The organism is Streptomyces sp. TAA486 (genome assembly GCF_000426165.1).
Map to the genome: position 1 here is coordinate 363,966 of NZ_AUEV01000008.1, position 19,148 is coordinate 383,113.

Sequence of the window (19,148 nt, forward strand, 5' to 3'; positions counted from 1 at the left end):
ACATGCTACGAAGAGGCATGCCTGCCGCCTCCCACAACACATCCGCCCATGCCTCCGACGACATCTCTGACGACGGAGCCGCCTACGATGCCGTCATCGTCGGCGGTGGCCACAACGGCCTGGTCGCCGCCGCGTATCTCGCACGAGCCGGACAGCGTGTCCTGGTGCTCGAACGCCTCGGACGGACCGGCGGGGCCGCCGTCTCCGAGCAGACCTTCGCGGGCGTCGACGCCCGGCTCTCGCGCTACTCGTACCTGGTGAGCCTGCTGCCGCAGCAGATCATCGACGACCTCGGCGTGCGCTTCGCCGTACGCAAGCGCGGTGTCTCCTCCTACACGCCTACCGTGCGCGACGGGCGGGCCACCGGTCTCTTCGTCGGCGACGGCACAACCCGCACGCGGGAGTCCTTCGCCCGGCTCACCGGAGGGGAGAGGGAGTTCGAGGCGTGGGAGCACTTCTACGCCATGACGCAGCGGGTCGCCCAGCGTGTCTTTCCGACCCTCACCGAACCGCTGCCCACCCGCGAGGAGTTGAAGGCGCGGATCGGGGAGGACGCCGTGTGGGAGGCGCTGTTCGAGCGCCCGCTCGGCGAGGCCGTCGAGGAGTACTTCGCCGACGACCTGGTCCGGGGAGTCGTGCTCACCGACGGGCTCATCGGCACCTTCAGCCATGCGCACGACCCGTCACTGCTGCAGAACCGTTGCTTCCTCTACCACGTCATCGGAGGCGGAACCGGCGACTGGGACGTGCCCGTCGGCGGCATGGGGGCACTGACCGACGCCCTCGCCGACGCCGCTCGTTCCGCCGGCGCCCGGATCCGTACGGGCCACACGGTGCAGCGCATCGACACCGACGGCACGACGGCCGAGGTGCGCTACAGCACCGCCGACGGCGAGGGGACCGTGGCCGCGCGCCGCGTCCTGGTGAACGCCTCACCGCAGGCGCTGTCGCAGATGCTCGGCGAGGGGGAGGCTGCCTTGCCCGCGGCGGGCGGTGGCCAGAGCCCCGTCAGCGGCTCGCAGTTGAAGGTCAACATGTTGCTGCGGCAACTTCCCCGGCTGAAGGACACCGCCGTCGACGCGCGCGAGGCCTTCTCCGGAACCTTCCACGTAGCCGAGGGATACGAGCAGCTTGCCGAGGCCCACCGGCAGGCGGAGGCAGGGGACCTGCCCGGAGTACCGCCCTCCGAGCTGTACTGCCACTCCCTCACCGACCCGAGCATCCTGGCTCCGGAACTGGCCGCCCAGGGCTTCCAGACGCTCACCCTGTTCGGGCTGCTCACCCCTGCCGAGTGCTTCGACGCCGGGAGCGCAGCCGAGCGTGACGCCGTGCGTGACGCGGCGCTCGCCCGTACGCTCGCCGAACTCGACCGCCACCTGACGGAGCCTGTCGGCGACTGCCTCGCGCTCGACGTCGACGGCAGGCCCTGCATCGAGGCCAAGACGCCCAGGGACCTCGAAGGCGAACTGCGCCTGCCGGGCGGCCACATCTTCCACGGAGACCTGTCCTTCCCGTGGGCCGAAGAGGGCGGCGGACGCTGGGGCGTGGAGACGGCGCACCCCAACGTGCTGCTGTGCGGCGCCGGTTCGGTGCGGGGCGGCGGAGTCAGCGGCATCGGCGGGCACAACGCGGCGATGGCCGCGCTGGAAGCGGAAGGCGGCCGGGCAGCGGCGCCGGTGCGCTGAGGCAGACAAGCAGCAGCAGTCGCTGCCGGGTTCTGCCGGGTGGTCATCTTGCTTGCCACAGGTGGCAAGCAAGGTGCTTCCGCCGGCCGCTCGGGCGCGCCGGCCTGGATGCTGGGGGCGCCGGGCACCGGGGAAGGGCACGGCGTCGACCTCGTTCGTCCTGCTGGTCATCGTGGTCGGCTTCTTCTACGTCGACATCGCCAACTGCCAACCGTTCCTCCCGTTCGGGTCTCCGGGGCGTTCACCGGCGCGGCCACCGTCTTCTTCGCTGTCGTCGGCTACGACGCCATGAGCACCGCGGCAGAGGAGTCCAAGGGCTCCCAGCGCCACATGCCCCAGGCGATCATCTGCTCGCTGATCATCGCGATGACGCTGTACGTACTGGTCTGTCTCGTACTGACGGGCATGCAGAAGTTCACCGACATCGACAAGGCGAGCGGACTCTCCTCCGCCTTCCAGCCCGTGGGCCTGGGCGCGCCGTCCCGACCTGCCTCGCACCTTCCGCACGCCGGGCATGCCGGTGGTTCCGGTCATAGGGATCGTCTTCTCGCTGTGGCCGACGACGTTCCTCGCGTGGCAGACGTGGGCGCGCTTCGCCGTCTGGTTCCTGATCGGCCTCGTCATCTACTTCGGTTACTCCTAGGGCCGTTCGGAACTCGCCCGTCAGGAGAACGAATCCGGGAAGGACGTGCAGTAGCGTCGCCCGTATGAGTGATGAAGTCCGAACTGTGCGGGCCAACGGCATTGAGATCGCCTACCGGACCTGGGGAACGGAGAACACCGAGGGCACGCCCGTCGTCCTGCTGCACTGCCTGGGCGAGGACGGGGAGGACTGGCGCGGGCCGCTGATCGCTCAACTCGCTGCCGATCACCCGCTGTACGCACCGAACCTCCGCGGCCACGGCCACAGCGACTGGCCGGGCGAGTACGGGCTGGACCTGCTGTGCGAGGATCTGCTGTCCTTCCTGGACGAACTCGGCCTGGAACGCGTCGTCCTCATCGGGCACTCACTCGGGTCCATGGTCGCGGCGATCTTCGCCGGAGAGCACCCGGCCCGCGTGGAGCGCCTCGTCCTGGAGGAGACCGCCACGCTGCTCCCGGTCGACCCGCCCCGCGAGGAGGACCCTGAACCGCCGCCCGGCAAGCCGCTGTTCGACTTCGATGTCAGAAAGCAGCTCAACAGGCAGCTCAATGCTCCCGATCCCCGCTGGAGGCGGAAGCTGGGCGACATCACCGCGCCCACCCTCGTCGTCGGCGGCGGGCCGGAGAGTCATCTGCCGCAGGAAGACATGGCTGCCACGGCCGAGTGCATTCCGCTCGGCACGTTCGTCACCGTCGAGGAGGGCGGACATCTGGTGCACGAGCAGCGGCCCAAGGAATTCGCCGCAGCCGTGCAGACGTTCCTGGCGGGCGACGCCCCGGCACGGTGACCCCGGCCACGCCCGTGGCGGCTCGCAAAGCGGTACTCGACACCTCTAGAGTGATTGTTGAAGAGCAAAGCACTTCTGGAGGAAGGTCCGTGATGGCTGAGCCCGAGGGATCGGTGTTGGAGGAACTGCGTGCCCGGCGGGAGACCTTGCGGGACCGCTATCTGCTCGCCGCCCCCGACCGGCCCGCCACCGCAGCCGCCGGTGTCCACCACGTCGCCTTCATCTGCCGGGACGTGGAGGAGACCATCCGCTTCTACCAGGAGCTGCTCGGCTTCCCCCTCGTCGAACTCGTGGAGAACCGCGACTACCGGGGCTCCACGCACTTCTTCTTCGACATCGGCAACGGCAACCTGCTCGGATTCTTCGACTTTCCCGGCCACGACCACCCGGAGTTCGCCGAGACCGTCGGCGGCGTACAGCACCTGGCCCTGTCGATGACGGATGAGGCGCATTCCGCCGCCCGGAACGCACTCGACGCCGCGGGCCTCGAGTACGCGGGCCCGGATCGCGGCGTCGAGGAGAGCCTGTATCTGAAGGACCCCAACGGAGTGCCGGTCGAGCTGTACCGCGAGCGCCTCGGGATCTTCAACGGTAAGAAGATCGTCTGAGGGCTCTTGTGCGCCCGGCCGCCGGGGCAATCCACGTCGGCCCAGCACTGTCCGGTGCCCCTCACCGGTCGTTAGGCTGAAGCCCTTTCCGATGAGCGAAACAGGAGGAGCGCACGTGGCCGAGCGCACCACCACCAGCACCGTGACGAGGCCCGACCTCGATCTCACCAACGCCCGCTGGCAGTCGGGCACCCAGGAGATGGGCGGTGTGGAGATCGCGTTCGTGGAGGGCTACATCGCGATGCGCAACGGCCGCACACCCGAGATCCCGGCGGTCATCTTCTCGCCGGGGGAGTGGAACGCGTTCGTGCTCGGTGCGCGCAGCGGACGCTTCGACCTGACCTGACACCAGCGCTTCCGCGGTACTCAACTGCCCGAGAGAAGCGGGCAGTTCACCTCGCATGAGCACGTGAGGCCTGCCATGGCCCGTGTGAGCGCCACGTCCAGGTCGGGGGCCTCGAACTCGACCCTCCGCCGGGGAGGGGCCCAGCACGGCCGGGGTGGCGGCCGGCACGTCCGGCCGCCACCAGTTGTCACTCCGATCCGGGTCCTGCCCGGCCGTCGGCGGCGCTCCCACCCCCGTGTCCGTGACGGGTCCGTGACCATGATGAGGCGTCCCGGAGGAGAGGTACGCAGCGGGACGTACCATGTCCGCATGTCGTTCCTCCGCCGTCGCAGCGCGTCCGTCCCCGCAGGTCCGGACTTCGACGTCCTGGCCATGGACCCGACCGACTGGCCCGGCAACCTCGGTGCGGGCCTGCTGCCCGCACCTGACGGCACCTGCCAGGGCGTCTTCCTGCGCTACGACCTCTTCGGCGGCCGCGGCCCGGCGATGATCATCGGCAATCTGCCGGAGGGCTCACCGGCCCGTGAGGTCACCGGCAACCAGGTGCCCTTCGAGGTGGCACAGCTGATGGCGGCGCTGGAGAACGACGAGGAGGTCGAGGTCACGGGCGTCGAGGACGACCCGGTGATGCACGAGGACAATCTGCTGATCGTGCGCCGCGTGAAGTGCTCCGAGGAGCGCATCTCGTGCGTGCAGTTCGACCGGAGCGACGGGGTGCTCGTCACCATCGCGAGCTGGGACCGGCCCATCACCAGCGATCTCTATGCGCTGCTGAAGCCGCTGCCCGCCGAGATGTTCCAGCACTGACGAGCCCGTTGGCGCGAAAGGGGCCCGGCACCGCCGGCCGGCACCTGTAGGTGCCGGCCGTGGCGCCGGGCCCCTTTCGCAGGCCGGGTCGCGTTACGAGGAGGAGCCGGTCACCCGCACATCGTCCGCCTTGACGAAGGCGACGCGGTGCCCCAGCTGGATCTGGTAGTACGTGAGATCGCCGCGCACCACCTTGAACTTCTCCGCCTCCGGGTCGAACTCCTTGGCGTAGAGATACTCACCCCGCGTCTTGAGCCCCGCGGCGTACGCCTGGCCCGCCTTGATCTTGTACGGGAGCGGCGAGAGCTCCTGCGCCGGAATGCCCTCGGGGTATGCCTCCTTCTCCGGGTAGGCCCGACCGTAGACCGGGATCTCGTCCTTGCCGGCCTTGGGAACGATCAGCTTGCCCCGCGCGGGAACCGCTGTGGGCTGCTTCTTCGGGTTGTGGAACCAGGCCTTCTGCCCCAGATACCAGATGGCGGTCCACTCGCCCTTGCGGTCGGCCACGGCGTACTGCTGACCCGTACTCGCCCGGGCACCGGTGTCGTTGACGCCGGTGGTGGACTTACCGCCGGGATGCAGCCCGTCGTCCTGGACCAGCTCCGAGTCCGCGTCCGGCGCGTTGTGCAGGCGAACTGCGCCCGAGCCGTGTGCCGGGCAGGGGTCGCCCGAGTCGTCGCACTTGGTGTACTCCGGCCGGTGCTTGTCATAGTCCGGCCTGATGGTCAGCAGCTTGCTGTCGGGTGCGGCCTTCGGCACGAACGGCCGCCCGATCAGGGTGAAGTAGTGCTGCCAGTCGAAGTAGGGACCCGGATCCGTGTGCATTCCGGGGATGTTGGCGGTGGTCACGCCGGGCACGTTGTCGTGGCCCAGGATGTGCTGCCGGTCCAGAGGGATGTCGTACTTGGCGGCGAGGTACCGCACCAGGCGGGCCGAGGAGCGGTACATCGCCTCGGTGTACCAGGCGTCGGGGTCGGTGAGGAAACCCTCGTGTTCGAGGCCGACCGACTTGGCGTTGACGTACCAGTTCCCCGCGTGCCAGGCGGCGTCCTTGCCCCGCACGTGCTGGGCGATGTGGCCGTCGGAGGAGCGCAGCGAGTAGTTCCAGGACACATACGTCGGGTCCTGGATCAGGTCCATCACCGTGTCCCAGTTGCCCTCGGTGTCGTGCACGACGATGTAGTCGACCGACGCGGAACCGGGCCTGCGGGCCTTGTCGTGGTTGCCGTAGTTCGGGTTGCCGTTGTCGTCCGTGTACTCCTCGTACGGGGCGGGCAGCCACTCGCACGACACGCTGCGGGGGCACTCGGGCTTCTCACCCGAGGAGGAGCGAGGCCGGGCCTGCCCGATTCCGTCCGCCTGCGAGGGGTCGGCACGCAGACCGGGGTCGGCCTCAAGACGCACCTGCTGGCCGGAGTCCGTCGTGCGCTGCTCGCCCGAACGCATCACTGCGAAGACGTCGTCCGCGAACGCTGTGGCCGTGCCGGGCTCGGACGCGGCCGGATAGGAGGCCACCGCGCCGTACCAGTCCGCCGGATCCGAACTGAGGGGACGTCCCAGCTTCTTCTGCGCGGCCGCCAGGAGGGCAGCGCCGCCCCGCAGGTTCGCGGCCGTGGACTCGCGCAGCTGCTTCCCGGACACGTCCGTCAGCTTCGCCGCACGCTCGGCCGTGCGCAGCCGGGCCGGCAGCTCGCTGGTCTTCGGAGTCCGGGCACGCTCCGTGGCCGCATCGGGCTTCAGCGCCGGACGTGCCGTGTCGCCGCGGGGGTCCTCCGAGCCGGAGCCGAAGTGGCCGTCGTGCGCGGCGGCGGACCGGGCCAGCGCCGTGCCTGCATCGGTCAGGTGCATCGGGCCGTAGCCGCCGGAGACGCTGGGGGCACCGTCGTGCGCGTCCCAGCGGGACTGCAGATAGGAGACCCCGAGCAGCACGCTCTCAGGGACGCGGTAGTCCTCGGCGGCATCGGTGAACTGCTGCTGGAGGCGGGAGGTGTCGCGCTGGTCCGCCGTCGCGTACGGGCCCGCGGAGACCAGCGGGAGCAGCAGGGCCGTCGCGGCGACGCCGGTGCCGGCGGCCCACAGGGCACGGGAGCGCCGTCCGCACGGGGGGACCCTTCCGAATGCGCCACGGGCGAGGCGTCTGAGTGGGTCGAGAGATTCGTGAACCGGGCCAGAAGTTCCGGGTGATCCGGGCAAGGCGGCCTCCTCGGTCTGGGCTCGTCGCATGCGAGTGCGAGCAGGCCTCAGAGGTATCGGTTGCCCGACCCATCCGTCAATGACCGCAGGAGAAGGGGAATTCGCACGTCAGCGTGGTGAGTTCGGCTGCCTGCCGGTGGCGTCGGCGGCCCCCGGGGGGCGTCACCTGTCCAGACCGGTGACGCCCCGCAGGTGGCGAGCGGGGTTCCGCCGGAAACCCCGCTCGCCCGACGGCGCTACCGGGTGCCCACGGCAGCACGCACCGCGCCCCTCGCGAGGCCGCAGTCGTCGTGCAGCCGGCGCAACAGCAGTCGCTGCTGCTCGCCCGTGGCCATGGCGCCCGGGCGTTCCTGACCCGGGGTCGGGGCAGGCTCGCGCATGGTGCGCTGGATGGCCGTCTCATAGGTACGGATCTCACGCATCAGCACGAGCATCAGATTCACCAGGAAGGCGTCCCGCGCGGCCGAGCCCTGCGCCTGGGCGAGCTGGCTGATGTGGCGGCGGGCCATCGGTGCGTCACCGAGCACCACCCATAGCGTCGCCAGGTCGTATCCCGGCAGATACCAGCCCGCGTGCTCCCAGTCGACGAAGGCAGGGCCCGTCGGGGCGAGCAGCACGTTCGTGAGCAGGGCGTCCCCGTGGGAGAACTGCCAGGGTGTGACTCCGCCGGTGCCGTGTCCCTGGGCGGCTCCGTGCAGCAGTGTCTGCAGGTCCCCGAGGTCACGGTCCGTCAGCAGGCCCTGCTCGTGGCAGCGGGCGAGCCGCGACGGGTAGTCGATCGGACGGGTGAACGCGGACGCAGGCGGCTGCCAGAGGTTGAGCTTGCACAGCGCACCGAGGGCGGCGCGCAGATCGGCGCGGGGCGGGGTGTCGAGGAGGTGCCGCCGTAACGCCGCCACACGGCCCGGCATGCGCTCGATCACCAGCACGCACTCGTCGGGGTCCGCGGCCACCAGCCTCGGCACACGCACCGGGGGCCGGTGGCGTACGAAGGCCCGGTAGGCCGCTATTTCGTGCCGGAAGCGTTCGACGGACGACTCGGCCTTGTCCACGAGGCACTTGGCGACGACGGCGTTGCGCCCCGCCGTCCCCGAGACCAGGATCGAGCGGCCGACCCGGCGCAGCACCTGCACCGGGTGGAACTCCGGGCAGATCCGGTGGACGGAGGCGATGGCCGCCCGCAGCTGCGAACCGTTCGGGCCGGACAAGTCCAGCCTCCCGCTGACGGATTGAGATCCGGCGTCGGCCGGTTGCCGCGTCCGCACGGCGCCGGCCCGTGGGGCGGACACCCGCGCCGCGGTGGGAACCACGGGAATCGCGGGAGATCCGCCACCGTAGGGCGGTGTGCCGAACGGCCTGTGCGGTGCGGACACGGCGGACGTCGCTGGATGCATGGTGAGCAGGGTCCCTTCGTACGCCGACGGGTCGCGCGCCTGCCCAGGACCGTCCGGACGGTGGCCCGGCACCCTGGGGAATGCCTGACCGTGTTGCTGGTCGTCCGGACGGGACCGGGGTGGCGCGTTTCTACAGGACACCCGCGTGCGGGTGGCACACCATCTGGCGGACCCTGGCGAACCGTGGCGAATAGTCGCAGCGCAGTTGAGCGGGGGTTACTGTCAACTCAGCCGAGAACCTGGGGGCTTGACGTGACAAAGGGACCCAACACCCGTCTCGCGGACCTGTTCGGCCTCGCCGGATGGTCCAAGGGCGAACTCGCGCGGTTGGTGAACAGGCAGTCCGTGGCCATGGGCCACGCGCAGCTGTCGACCGACACCTCGCGGGTGCGGCGTTGGATCGACATGGGGGAGACCCCGCGCGATCCGGTGCCGAAGGTGCTGGCGGCCCTTTTCACCGAGCGACTCGGCCGTGTCGTGACCATCGAGGACCTCGGGTTCAGCAAGCCAGGGCAGCCGGCAACACGGCAGCAGTCCGGACTGGACGGAGTGCCGTGGGCACCCGAGCGGACGGCCGAGGTCCTCACCGAATTCACGGGAATGGACCTCATGCTCAACCGACGCGGCTTGGTGGGTGCGGGCGCCGCGCTCACCGCAGGATCGGCACTCAGCAGTGCCATGTACGACTGGCTCCGCGGCGACCCGGGTTCCGCCGCCGGCGTTCTCCGACCCGGACACCCGGGCCTTGCTCGCTACGCGGACCAGGCAGCCATCGACAGGTACGACGCGGCCCCCGTGGGGTCGCAGGAGATCGAGGCGCTGGAGCACTCGGTCGAGGTCTTCCGCGCCTGGGACGCCGCACGCGGCGGCGGACTTCAGCGCAAGGCGGTTGTCGGCCAGCTCAACGAGGTGGGCGGGATGCTCTCCTACCACCACCCCGAACGTCTCCAGCGGCGGCTGTGGGGCGTGGCGGCGAACCTCGCGGTACTCGCCGGGTGGATGTCGCACGACGTCGGCCTGGAGCCGACCGCACAGAAGTACTTCGTCATCGCGGCGCACGCGGCGCGCGAGGGCGGCGACCGGCCGCGCGCCGGCGAGGCACTCTCGCGCGCCGCACGCCAGATGGTGCACCTGGGCAGGCCGGACGACGCGCTCGACCTGATGAAGCTGGCCCGGTCCGGCTCGGGGGAGGAGACCCTGCCGCGCACGCGCGCCATGCTGCACACCATCGAGGCGTGGGCGCAGGCCGCGATGGGCCGCGGCCAGGAGATGCGGCGCACGCTCGGGGAGGCCGAGGAGCTGTTCGCGTCCGACAAGGGCGATGTTCCGCCCCCGAGTTGGATGCAGATGTTCGACGAGGCCGACCTGCACGGCATGGAGGCGCTGGCGTTCCGCACGCTGGCCGACCATGACCCGGCCGCGGCAGGCACTGCCGAGGTGCACGCCATGCGCGCACTGGAGTTGCGGGCCGACGGGCGGCAGCGCTCGAAGATCTTCGACTGGATCTCGCTCGCCTCGGCCTATTTCATCGCCGACGAGCCGGAACAGGCTGACCGCTACGCGCGCCTCGCCCTCGTCAGCGTCGGTGAGAACTCCTCGCACCGCACATGGGACAGGCTGCGTGAGATGTACCGGCTCACCGGCCAGTATGCGGGCCACGGCCTGGTCGCCGAGCTGCGTGAGGAGATCCAGCACGCGCTGCCCAAGCAGCCCAAGACGCCCCGGCTTTCCGGGGAGCCCAAGCCGGCCCGGCTGCCTGGGGGCAGGGGGCTGCGCTCGGTGTGAGCGTCAGCAATCCCCGGCCGGGACGGTCGGGGGACCGGGAGGTGCCCTGATCCGGTGCGGCCGCGTCACCGTCGTCGGGCGGCCCGTGCGGGCAGTCACGTGCGCGGCCGATGGAAGCCCCGCGGCGCGGGTGCGCCGCGGTAGCGTCCGTCGGGACGAGCAGACGTGGGCCGGCGTCAGCCGTGCAGGTACCGCTCCGCGACAACTGTCGGGTACTCCACCGGCGTTCCGCGCTCCAGCGACCATGCGAGGCGCAGGTACTGCGCGTGAGTCCACGCGAGCGGTGTGGCCGACGCCGTGCCCTTACCGGACAGAACCTCCGGAACCGGTGGCCGGTCGTCCCAGACCTGCTCGGGCAGCATCAGGGTCTCGCCGGCTGTGGCGGCCATGTCGCGCAGCCGTCCTTCGGCCGAGTGCCGGTCGCCGCAGAGGAGTTCGTACTCGCCGCGCTCGCCCGAGAAGATCGGCCACGCACGCCCGTAGGTCGTCTTGATCTCGGGACGGTTGACGTTCCAGGGCTCGCCGTTGGGCTGCTCGCCGTAGCCGTCGCCGCTGTAGCGGTGCCAGTGGCGGCCGGAGGGGGTGTCCACCGAGATTTCGCGGTCGACGATCTTGAGGGAGTTACGGATCACCGGGTCGTCGGCTGGCTTGATGCCCAGCCGCACGAGCTCGAGGAAGCCTGCGTCGACGACACTGCGCTGGTCCACCTTGCCGTCGGTGTTGTTGCCCAGTTCGTACTCCGTGCCCGCGTTCGGCCTGCCGTCCTTCGTGAGCCGCAGATAATAGGGCTCGGAGGAATGCGGGCCGTTGGTGCTCACGGTCCAGCCGTCCAGCGACTCCTGCCACGTGTCGGCGGCTTTGAGGTACTTGGCGGCATCGTCCGCTTGTCCGCCGCGCCGCATCAGATCCGCGAGACACACCAGGGCCGCGATCGCCGAGGCGATGGTGGAGGGCGAGTAGCCGCTCTGCTCCTCCCAGCGCTCCTGCGGGCTGAAAGGGGACTTGTAACCCTCTTCGCTCTTGAACTTCAGGATGAAGTCGGCGCCGCGGCGCAAGTGCCGCAACGTCTTGGCGTCGTGCCGGTCGAGCATCCACGCCAGCAGCATGGGTGTGGAGGTCTCGTCGAGCTGGATGTTCGTCCAGAACGGTGTGCCGTCGACCTTGTGGTTCTGCGACCAGTGCCCGTCGGGCAACTGACTGCGCAGCAGATGGTCCATCGCCCGGTCCGCCGCGTCGCGGTCGCCGGCCGCCAGCAGCCCGGTGCCTATGTGGTAGAGGTCGCGGGCCCACACCAGGTGGTACGAGCCGGTCTCGGGTGCGATGCCGCGGTCGGTGCCGAACGCCCACGGCATGGAGGGCGAGGCGATGAACGCACCGGGGTTGAGCTTGTCCTCACTGGCCGCGAGCATCACGACCGACGCCGTGTAGAGCGCCTGGTCGGAGGGTGTGCGCAGGCATCCGGGGGCCTTCGGCAGGCCGCCGAGGTATTCGAGCCAGCCGCGCTCGTACGCGCCGGCGGCCGCGTCGAATCCCCGCCGGAGCGAGCGCTTCGCCGTCCGTACGGCTTCCGCGGTCTTCTCGCCGAAGCCGAGCACCACCGTCTGCCGGGTCCGGGTGCATCCGTCCATCCGGAGCCGGCCGACCTGCACGACGTTGCCCGGGCCCGCGGTGGCGTAGTGGTGCTTGAGGCGTCCGTTGTTCTCGGACAACTGGGTCCAGCCGTCGTTCACATCGAGGTAGCCGACGGTCGACTCGGTGAAGCCGTCCTGGGCGGCCAGCGCGCTCGCTGCGTGCTTGTCCTTCGCCACAAGCGTCCCGTCCTGCGGGAACGCGCTGTCGTCGTTGCCCTCCCCGGACAGCGACGGGTCGTGCAGGACGAACACCTGCAGCGGAGCGCCCGTCTCCGAACGCACCTCGACGTCGATGAGCACGCTCGCGCGCTCCGGGTCGGTGACGTACCGCGTGACCGCGCTCCAGCCGGTTCCCCTGCTGGTGAGCCGGTAGCCGGGAGCCCCGCCCCGAAGGCAGGGTTCGGTGCGTGCCTCGCCGTCGCTGAGGCGCTCGACGAACGTCTTCCCGTCCGTGATCACCAGCTGCGTCTGGCGGCTGGCTGGAGTACTCAGGTCCGGGTAGTACGTCTCGCTCATCCTGCCGCCCTGCAGGGTGAACCAGACGGGGCTCTCCGTCGTACGGGAGGTGCCGAAGCCGGTCTTGTCGGCGGGTGCGAAGGCCGCGCTCGTCCCAGGTCCGCCGGGCGCCTCTCCCGTGGCCTTCGCAGCGGTGCCTGCGCCCGCGGACTCGGCCCGGGCCACGCCCGCCAGCGGGACGGGCGCGGCCACTGCCGACGCACCGACCAGCGCTGCTCGCAGGAAGTTCCGACGGGAATTGGTACGCACGCATCCTCCAGTTGAGGAGAGGAACAGGGGGCGGCACCGGCCGCGCCTCGGTGAGTTCACCACGTGAAGCCGTTGGGTCGGACGGCCACGTCTCAGGTGAGCGAAAGCTTCGCCTTGGAGAAACGTGACGTCAAGAGTGAGTGTTGTGACTCCAAGGAATGAACGCACAAGGGTGCTTTCTTCCATGCTGTCCGGCATGTGGTGCTAGCTCCGCGTCCCTCAACAGTCCAACGAATGCTGGGAGTTGACGTCAACCGGTCACCCGGGCGATGAGCACGCAGGCATCGTCCTCGCGGTCCCGGCCGCCGAACTCCTCGACGACCAGGCGGAGGCACTCCTGTGCCGACCGGGCACCGGCGAAGCGGTCCGCGAGCTCCAGCAGCCGTTCGGGAGCGGTGTGTTGGGGGTCCGCGGTGCCCATCCGCTCGGCGCGTGGGGCCAGTCCGTCCGTGTGCAGCACCAACAAGTCGCCGGGCTCCAGAACTTCGGTGCTCTGACCGTAGGCGCTCCCCGAAGTCGCGCCGAGCAGCACACCCCGGGGCGGGTGCAGCACCCTGCTCGTACCGGCGCGGAAGACGACCGGCGAGGGATGGCCCGCCTGGGACCAGGTGAGGCTGCGGTCGCCGGGCTCGTACCGGCAGCACACCGCGCTGCCGAGGGCCGGCTGGGCCGAGATGTCCAGCAGCTGGTTGAGATGTCCCATCAGCGCGCCGGGCCCCACCCCGGCGAAAGCCATGCCGCGGACCGCGCCCAGCAGCATCGCCATGCCGGAGGCGGCGGCGACTCCGTGCCCCGTGAGATCCCCGGCCGAGAGCAGGGTGGAGCCGTCGGGCAGTTCCAGCGCGTCGTACCAATCGCCGCCGATCATGGCGCTCCCGGTGGAGGGCAGATAGTGCGAGGCGATGTCGAGGGCCCCTCCGGGGCCGGCGTCACGGGCGCGTCCGGGGGCGCCGTGCGGGATGCGCTGCGAGCCGCGCCACGGCGGGAGCACGGTCTCCTGCAGCTCGACCGCGAGCCTGCGCTCGGCCTGCGCGGCGTGACGTTCGCGGCGCACCGTCTCATGGATCTCGCGCACGGCGAGTTCGCTGCGGCGCAGCTCGCTGACGTCGCGGAGCACGGCCCACATGGCCGCGGTGCCGCCCTGCCCGTCCAGTACCGGTTCGCCGAGCAGATGGAGAGTGCGCAGGGCGCCGTCCGGGCGCATGATCCGGAACTCCTGGTCGATCGGCCTGCCGTCCACCAGGCAGTCCGTCACGGCGGCCGCGAGCAGGGGCTGGTCGTCGGGGAGCACGCATGAGGGGAGTTCGTCCAAGGAGAGCGGGCCGTCCTGCGGTGCGCGCCCGAAGATGCCGTACAGCTCCTCCGACCAGGACACCTCGTCGGTCAGCAGGTTCCACTCCGCGCTTCCCACCCTGCTGGTGAGCGCGGACGGCTCCGAGGCGGCGGACGCCGCGGCCGGTCCGGGGTCCGTCTCGTGCGGCTCCGGCTGGGAGGGTGCGCCCGCACGGAGCCGGCCGAGATGTTCACCGAGGTCGTCCAGCTGGTGGGCCGCGAGATCGCACAGCGCGCGCTGCCAGCGCCGTGCCGGATCCTCCACTCCCTGTGTGTCCTCGTCGGCGGTGTGGGGACGTACGGCGTCGATCCCGCCGCGCAGATGCCGCGCCTGTCTGATGAGGGCGTCCAGTGCACCGCGTTCGGGCGGCTGGGAGGCCGGACGGTCCGCATCGACGTGGGAGGGCATCGAGGTCTCCGATACGGGAAGTGAGGGCTCGGTTACGACTGTTGCACAGGCTGCGACCGGCCGTAAGTGGTTTCGCGATACCCGATCCGGTGGTGCTGCGGACATATGTCGCCGGTCTCGCCGGTCACAGGGCTGCCGGCCGGTGCGAGGTCGGGCCGGACGCGGATTGCCGGTAGGCTCCCGGCCCGTATGCGGGGCGGTCCGTCCATTCCGCTTGTACGTCCTTCCCCTGCCAGGAGTAGAACGACTCGCAGAGGCAAGGATGCTGGTCAACGGAAATCCCGTTGCCAGTCGAACACCCCGCACCGGATGCTGACCCTTATGTTCGTCGATTCCGTCGATTCAGACATAGCGCCCAGCGGTACGCTGCTCGGCCTCCTTCAGAGGGGTCGCGGCGACGGCACGCTGCACGCTCTGGCGGCGCCACGCGCCGAGGCGCTCGCCGCGCTGAGGCAGTGTGTGCTCCACGATCCCCGGCGGGACTGGCAGATCGAGAACCGTTCGCTCTACTACGCCCGGCTCCACATGGAGCTGGACGCCTCGCTCGACGACATCGAGGAACACCTCTTCGCACCCGAGGACGAACTCCCGCCCGGCGGCGACTGCGAGGCCCGCACCGGGCTGGCGCTGTCGGTGCTCGGCCACCTCGCCTCCTACGAGAACGCCGCCGCGACGGAGCTCCTGCGCAAGTACGCCACCTCGGGCGCCAACTGGCAGTGGGCGCTGGACGAGCTGGCCGTACGCGACGACGACGCCGGGCTGCGCCGGCTGGGCCCCGCCGTTCTCGCCCGCTTCCCGGGGACCGAGCAGGGTGACGCCGACCTGGCCGCGGCCGCGCGTGAGGCGTTCGAGCCCCGGCCCTGGCGGCTGTGGGCCGAGGACCCGGCCCGTCCGGACCAGGCGGAACGGCTGCGGCGCGTCCAGGAACAAGGGTGCTTCGACCGCTGGCAGCGCCAGCTGCACAGCCAGGGCCCCCGCCCGGGCTGGAGCGTGCGCGAGGTCCTGGACTGGGCGCAGGACGGCCACGAGCAGCACCCGCCGGCCTCTCGCGAGGCGGCCGCAGCCCGGTGCCTGTCCGCCGTCGCGGGCCCGGCGGACCGTGAGGAGCTGATCGCCGCGGCCTGCGGTCAGCGCGATGCCGCCCGTGCCGCCGCCCTCCGTCATCTCGCCGACCGCGGTGACCCAGACGCCCTCGACCTCATCGAAACGGCCGCCGCCGATCCGTGCGAGACCGTCGCCGAGGCCGCACTGTGCGCGTTCGCGCGGATGCGCAGCACGGCGGCGATCGTGCGTGCCCGGCAATGGGCCGCCGCGCCCGAGGGTTCGCTGCCCGAACGCCTGACGACCGTGGCCGCCGAGATGCTCGCCTGCTGCGGCGGGGCTCAGGACGCCGGTGCGGTGCTGAGGGCGCTGCGCCGCACCGTGCGCAACGAGGGCCCGGACAGCGACGAGCTGTGGCCGCTGGTGGACGGCGTCGGGCGGCTCGGAGTGGAGTCCGCTGCTCCCGTGCTGCGGCACATCTACCGCGAGACGGCCTCCTCCCAGCTGCGTGGCCGCGCGGCCGGAGCGCTCGCCCTCACCGACCCCTCGTTCCCGGCGGGTTTCGCCGTGGAATGCCTGTGGGACTGCGAGGAGACCACGAGGACCCTGGCCGCCGAGTATGCGGCGACGGGGGACGAGCGGGTCGTCGAGAGGCTGCGGAGGCTCGCGTCCGATCCCGCGGAGGAAGCCGGGGTGCAGAGCGCCGTGCGCGGCAGGCTCAGTCCGGAGTCGGGGCGATGAGGCACGGCTGGACGGGGGCGCTCAGACGCGGGCGGCCACCGGGCACGGTGGATCCGGCACCCCTGCCCGTCGGGCACCGACTCTCCAACACGTCGCGTACCGGCTGTCCGAGAGGTCGGGCACGGGCCAGCCAGCACAGCTTCCGGCGTTCCCGATTGGGTCCGCACCGCGTGAACTGCCATTAAGGGGCGGGCAGAAGAGAGTCGCGCGCTGGCGACGTAAGCGACATCAAGGGGTGTTCCGGGCGTTGTCACCGTGACCGCATAGTGTGTCTGTCGTGACTGAGCACGCCCCGCCGACCCTGCCGTCCCCGGCCCCCGGCCCCGCGGCCGACGAGGGGCTGGCGCGCCGGCTCCGCGCCCTGGCGTGCACGGCGCCGCTGCACGACCTCGACGTCCGCAAGGCCAACCTCGCGGGGGAGTACAGCACTTACGCGATGGCCGAGGTGGCCCTCAGCGCCATCGATCTCGTCACCCTGCAGATGGACTTCGACACGGGCGCCGACCACGAGGACGTCGTGGCGAGACTGCTGCCCCGTATCTCCGCCCAGACCCCGGGGCGTCCGGCCGCGGAGCACGAACGCGTCGCCCGCTGGGTGCTGGAGAACCTGCTCAACGTCGGCAGCGTCGACCGCGGATTCCGGGCCGTGTACGGCACGTTCGGGCCGGAGGGCTCGTACGTCCGCCGGGATTACGACTTCAAGCTCATCGAGGAGGTGCCCGGCCCCGGCGGCAGCGTGTATCTGCGCACCACCGACGAGGCCGTCAACGTCCTTGTGGGCGCCCTCGACACGGATGTCACCAGCGCGCAGATCGCCGCCGAGGTCAAGCTCGAGGTCCTCATCAGCCGCGGGCGCCTCGCCGACGCCCAGCTCGCGGCCGAACAGGCCCGGTACCGCACGGTGCAGTACGCCGAGACGCTCCGCCGCACGCTGGAGGCCACGCGGCGCGACGTGCGCGCGGTGGACTGGCTGCGCACCGTCCCGGACATGATCACCGAAGCTCTGGAGCACGTCGCGGAGCGCTACCGCCACGAGAACGCGATCCTCACCAACATCCGCCGCGCGCGCGACGAGGCGGCGTCGGAACGCGGTCCCGACCACAAGCGCCGTGCCGCCGAGCTCGTCGACATCGTCAAGGACTGCATCCGCCGGCACACCCAGCTCCAGTCGCGGCTGCTGGCGGCCGGGCCGCTCTTCCGCGCCGAGCAGGACAGGCAGGCGTTCGCGCCGCCCGCCGCACGGGCCGGGCTGGACCTGTACGGTCAACTGCTCGCGCCACTGCTGCCGTTGGCCGTGGAGCAGGCCGGTGCGGTCACGGACGCCTTCTTCGCGGGCGGAGCGGGATTCCGCACCCCCGGTGCCGTGCGCCTCGGTGACCTGACGGAGATGCTGCTCACGCCGCCGGCACCCCGTGAGCACCTCGGCGCCGAGATGCCCGAGCCCGATCTGATCGCCACCCCCGACGACAGCAGATTCAGCGAGGAGCAGCTGGAGTCGGCGACGGAGCTGCTGGACCTGCCCGCGGACGCGCCTCGCAGGCTCTCCGGGCTCTTGGCTGACGCCAGGCGCCTCGACCCCGAACTACCGTATCTGGTCGCGCTCCTGGCGGTGCACGCCGCGAGCCCGCCCGTGGGCACCGCCTGCCGGCAGGGCGAACGCAGGCTTCTCTTCGCCGTGGACGACGGAGAGGAGCTGGACGACGAGGAGTTCGGGGGAGCGGACCTGATCGTCGGAACGGCCGAGCTGGACGCCGGAGGGGTGGCGTCGGGCCGCGACGCCCGCCCGAGCCGCGAGGGGGCCGCATGAGGGCCCGCAGGTACGAGCCGCAGGCAAGGCAGGACGCACTGGGGCGAGGCGGGCCGGGCTCGTCCAATGCATCCTGCCGGCGGGGCAACAAGGGTGCACGGCAGGCCCGTTCACCTGGGAGCGCCCGCCCCGCCGCACATCCGGCCGCCCTCTCCCCGTGCCGTTTCCCGCATCCGACCCCTGCGCAGGAGTGACGCACCGTTGACCGAACACCCCGACGACGGCGCCGGTTCGATGTCCGCCACCCCCGCCCCGTTCGCGGCGCAGGAGAGCGCGGGCGCCGAGGCCGGCTCACCGGCCGGTGGCTCGCAGGCCGCCGTCACACCCGCGGACACCGCCGACGCCGCGCGCCTGGTCTCCTTCGGGCTGCACCCCAAGCTGCTCCCCGCCCGTGACGCCGAATACGCGGGCCTGCTGCGGCGCTACCGCGACGAACCAGCCTTCGCCCGTCTCGCCGACGCCGTCGCGACCGGCCTGGGCCTCGTCGTCCTGGAGGTTTCCACCAGGGCGGGCATGGCGCTCGCCGCCGGAGAGGAGTCGGCCTTCGCCGTCCGCATGGGCGACTACTCACGCCGTGCCACCGCGGACTCAGCCGACCGCTTCCTGCACGGGCTGGCCCATCTGGCCGTGGCTGCCATGGCCTTTCCCCGTCCCGAAGACCTGGCCGACGACGCCTACATCGGCCGCATCTCGGTCAACGGGGTGGACTCCTTCGTACGGCAGGCCTGCCGCCGGCTGGCGGAGCGCGCCGAGGAGGCGGGGGAGAACGCGGACCCGGCCGTCGACGCCCCGGGGCTCGAGGGCGCCTGGCGCGTCTACGCACGACGCAGCACCACCGGTGCCACCAAGGACGCCCGCCGGCTTGCCGGTTCGACGACGGGCATCATCGGGAAGGCCGTCGCCTTTCTCGCCGACTCCGGGTTCCTGCAGCGCACGAGCGACGACGGCGGGGGCACCTACCGCACCACGCCCCGCTATCAGCTCCAGGTCCGTGACATGGCGGGCAGCGCTGCCATGTCCGAACTGCTGGAGCTGGGCGTCGTCCCCGTCAGCGACGGAAGTGCCACGCTCCTGCCGTCCCCCGACGGGGAGGAGCTGGGGGTCCCGGGAGACGCCGCCCTTCCGTTCCACACCTGACCGGGCCGACCGGTTCCGACGTGACCCCGTTGCCGCC

13 protein-coding genes and 1 pseudogene are annotated in these 19,148 nt (G+C 71.1%); 10 read left to right on the forward strand and 4 right to left on the reverse strand.

Going from position 1 to position 19,148, the window contains the following annotated elements:
- The first annotated feature begins 2 nt into the window (after window positions 1-2).
- The 6 genes and pseudogenes from I004_RS0114400 to I004_RS0114430 all read left to right on the forward strand — a co-directional run bounded on the left by I004_RS0114400 (window position 3) and on the right by I004_RS0114430 (window position 4,876).
- Complete coding sequence (locus tag I004_RS0114400; RefSeq protein ID WP_486579992.1) at window positions 3-1,685, forward strand: phytoene desaturase family protein; 1,683 nt, start codon at window positions 3-5, stop codon at window positions 1,683-1,685.
- 90 nt (window positions 1,686-1,775) lie between these two features.
- Window positions 1,776-2,328 (forward strand): annotated as a pseudogene (locus tag I004_RS38185) (amino acid permease); the annotation flags it as partial.
- A gap of 64 nt (window positions 2,329-2,392) precedes the next feature.
- On the forward strand, window positions 2,393-3,115 hold the full coding sequence (locus I004_RS0114415; RefSeq protein WP_028436078.1) for an alpha/beta fold hydrolase: 723 nt from the start codon (window positions 2,393-2,395) through the stop codon (window positions 3,113-3,115).
- A gap of 92 nt (window positions 3,116-3,207) precedes the next feature.
- Window positions 3,208-3,723 carry a VOC family protein gene (locus I004_RS0114420; RefSeq protein WP_028436079.1) on the forward strand — a complete coding sequence of 172 codons (516 nt, stop codon included), beginning with the start codon at window positions 3,208-3,210 and terminating at the stop codon, window positions 3,721-3,723.
- A gap of 91 nt (window positions 3,724-3,814) precedes the next feature.
- Window positions 3,815-4,069 carry a DUF397 domain-containing protein gene (locus I004_RS0114425; RefSeq protein ID WP_106965342.1) on the forward strand — a complete coding sequence of 85 codons (255 nt, stop codon included), beginning with the start codon at window positions 3,815-3,817 and terminating at the stop codon, window positions 4,067-4,069.
- A gap of 309 nt (window positions 4,070-4,378) precedes the next feature.
- Window positions 4,379-4,876, forward strand: a complete 498-nt coding sequence (locus I004_RS0114430) for a hypothetical protein (protein ID WP_028436081.1) — start codon at window positions 4,379-4,381, stop codon at window positions 4,874-4,876.
- A 93-nt stretch (window positions 4,877-4,969) separates the two neighbouring features.
- Here I004_RS0114430 and I004_RS0114435 read toward each other — a convergent pair whose 3' ends face one another.
- Both I004_RS0114435 and I004_RS0114440 read right to left on the reverse strand, forming a co-directional pair.
- Window positions 4,970-7,099: a peptidoglycan recognition protein family protein gene (locus I004_RS0114435; RefSeq protein WP_078511181.1), complete on the reverse strand. Its 2,130-nt coding sequence runs from the start codon at window positions 7,097-7,099 to the stop codon at window positions 4,970-4,972.
- A gap of 206 nt (window positions 7,100-7,305) precedes the next feature.
- Window positions 7,306-8,463, reverse strand: a complete 1,158-nt coding sequence (locus tag I004_RS0114440) for an aminoglycoside phosphotransferase family protein (RefSeq protein WP_028436083.1) — start codon at window positions 8,461-8,463, stop codon at window positions 7,306-7,308.
- A gap of 252 nt (window positions 8,464-8,715) precedes the next feature.
- Between I004_RS0114440 and I004_RS33960 the strand changes: the two genes are divergently transcribed.
- The gene (locus I004_RS33960) at window positions 8,716-10,248 is read left to right on the forward strand and encodes a DNA-binding protein NsdB (RefSeq protein WP_486579993.1); all 1,533 of its coding nucleotides are present in this window, start codon (window positions 8,716-8,718) and stop codon (window positions 10,246-10,248) included.
- Between the two features lie 176 nt (window positions 10,249-10,424).
- Here I004_RS33960 and I004_RS0114450 read toward each other — a convergent pair whose 3' ends face one another.
- Entirely contained in the window at window positions 10,425-12,644 is a 2,220-nt protein-coding gene (locus I004_RS0114450) for a glycoside hydrolase family 15 protein (protein WP_199779391.1), read from the reverse strand.
- A gap of 250 nt (window positions 12,645-12,894) precedes the next feature.
- Complete coding sequence (locus I004_RS0114455; protein ID WP_028436085.1) at window positions 12,895-14,385, reverse strand: SpoIIE family protein phosphatase; 1,491 nt, start codon at window positions 14,383-14,385, stop codon at window positions 12,895-12,897.
- Between the two features lie 321 nt (window positions 14,386-14,706).
- Between I004_RS0114455 and I004_RS0114460 the strand changes: the two genes are divergently transcribed.
- From I004_RS0114460 to I004_RS0114470, 3 genes are all read left to right on the forward strand, one after another.
- The gene (locus I004_RS0114460) at window positions 14,707-16,167 is read left to right on the forward strand and encodes a hypothetical protein (RefSeq protein ID WP_028436086.1); all 1,461 of its coding nucleotides are present in this window, start codon (window positions 14,707-14,709) and stop codon (window positions 16,165-16,167) included.
- A gap of 277 nt (window positions 16,168-16,444) precedes the next feature.
- Entirely contained in the window at window positions 16,445-17,974 is a 1,530-nt protein-coding gene (locus I004_RS0114465; protein ID WP_028436087.1) for a hypothetical protein, read from the forward strand.
- Window positions 17,975-18,208: 234 nt separating this feature from the next.
- Window positions 18,209-19,111, forward strand: coding sequence for a hypothetical protein (locus I004_RS0114470; protein WP_028436088.1), 903 nt, complete (start codon window positions 18,209-18,211; stop codon window positions 19,109-19,111).
- The last annotated feature ends 37 nt before the right edge of the window (window positions 19,112-19,148 follow it).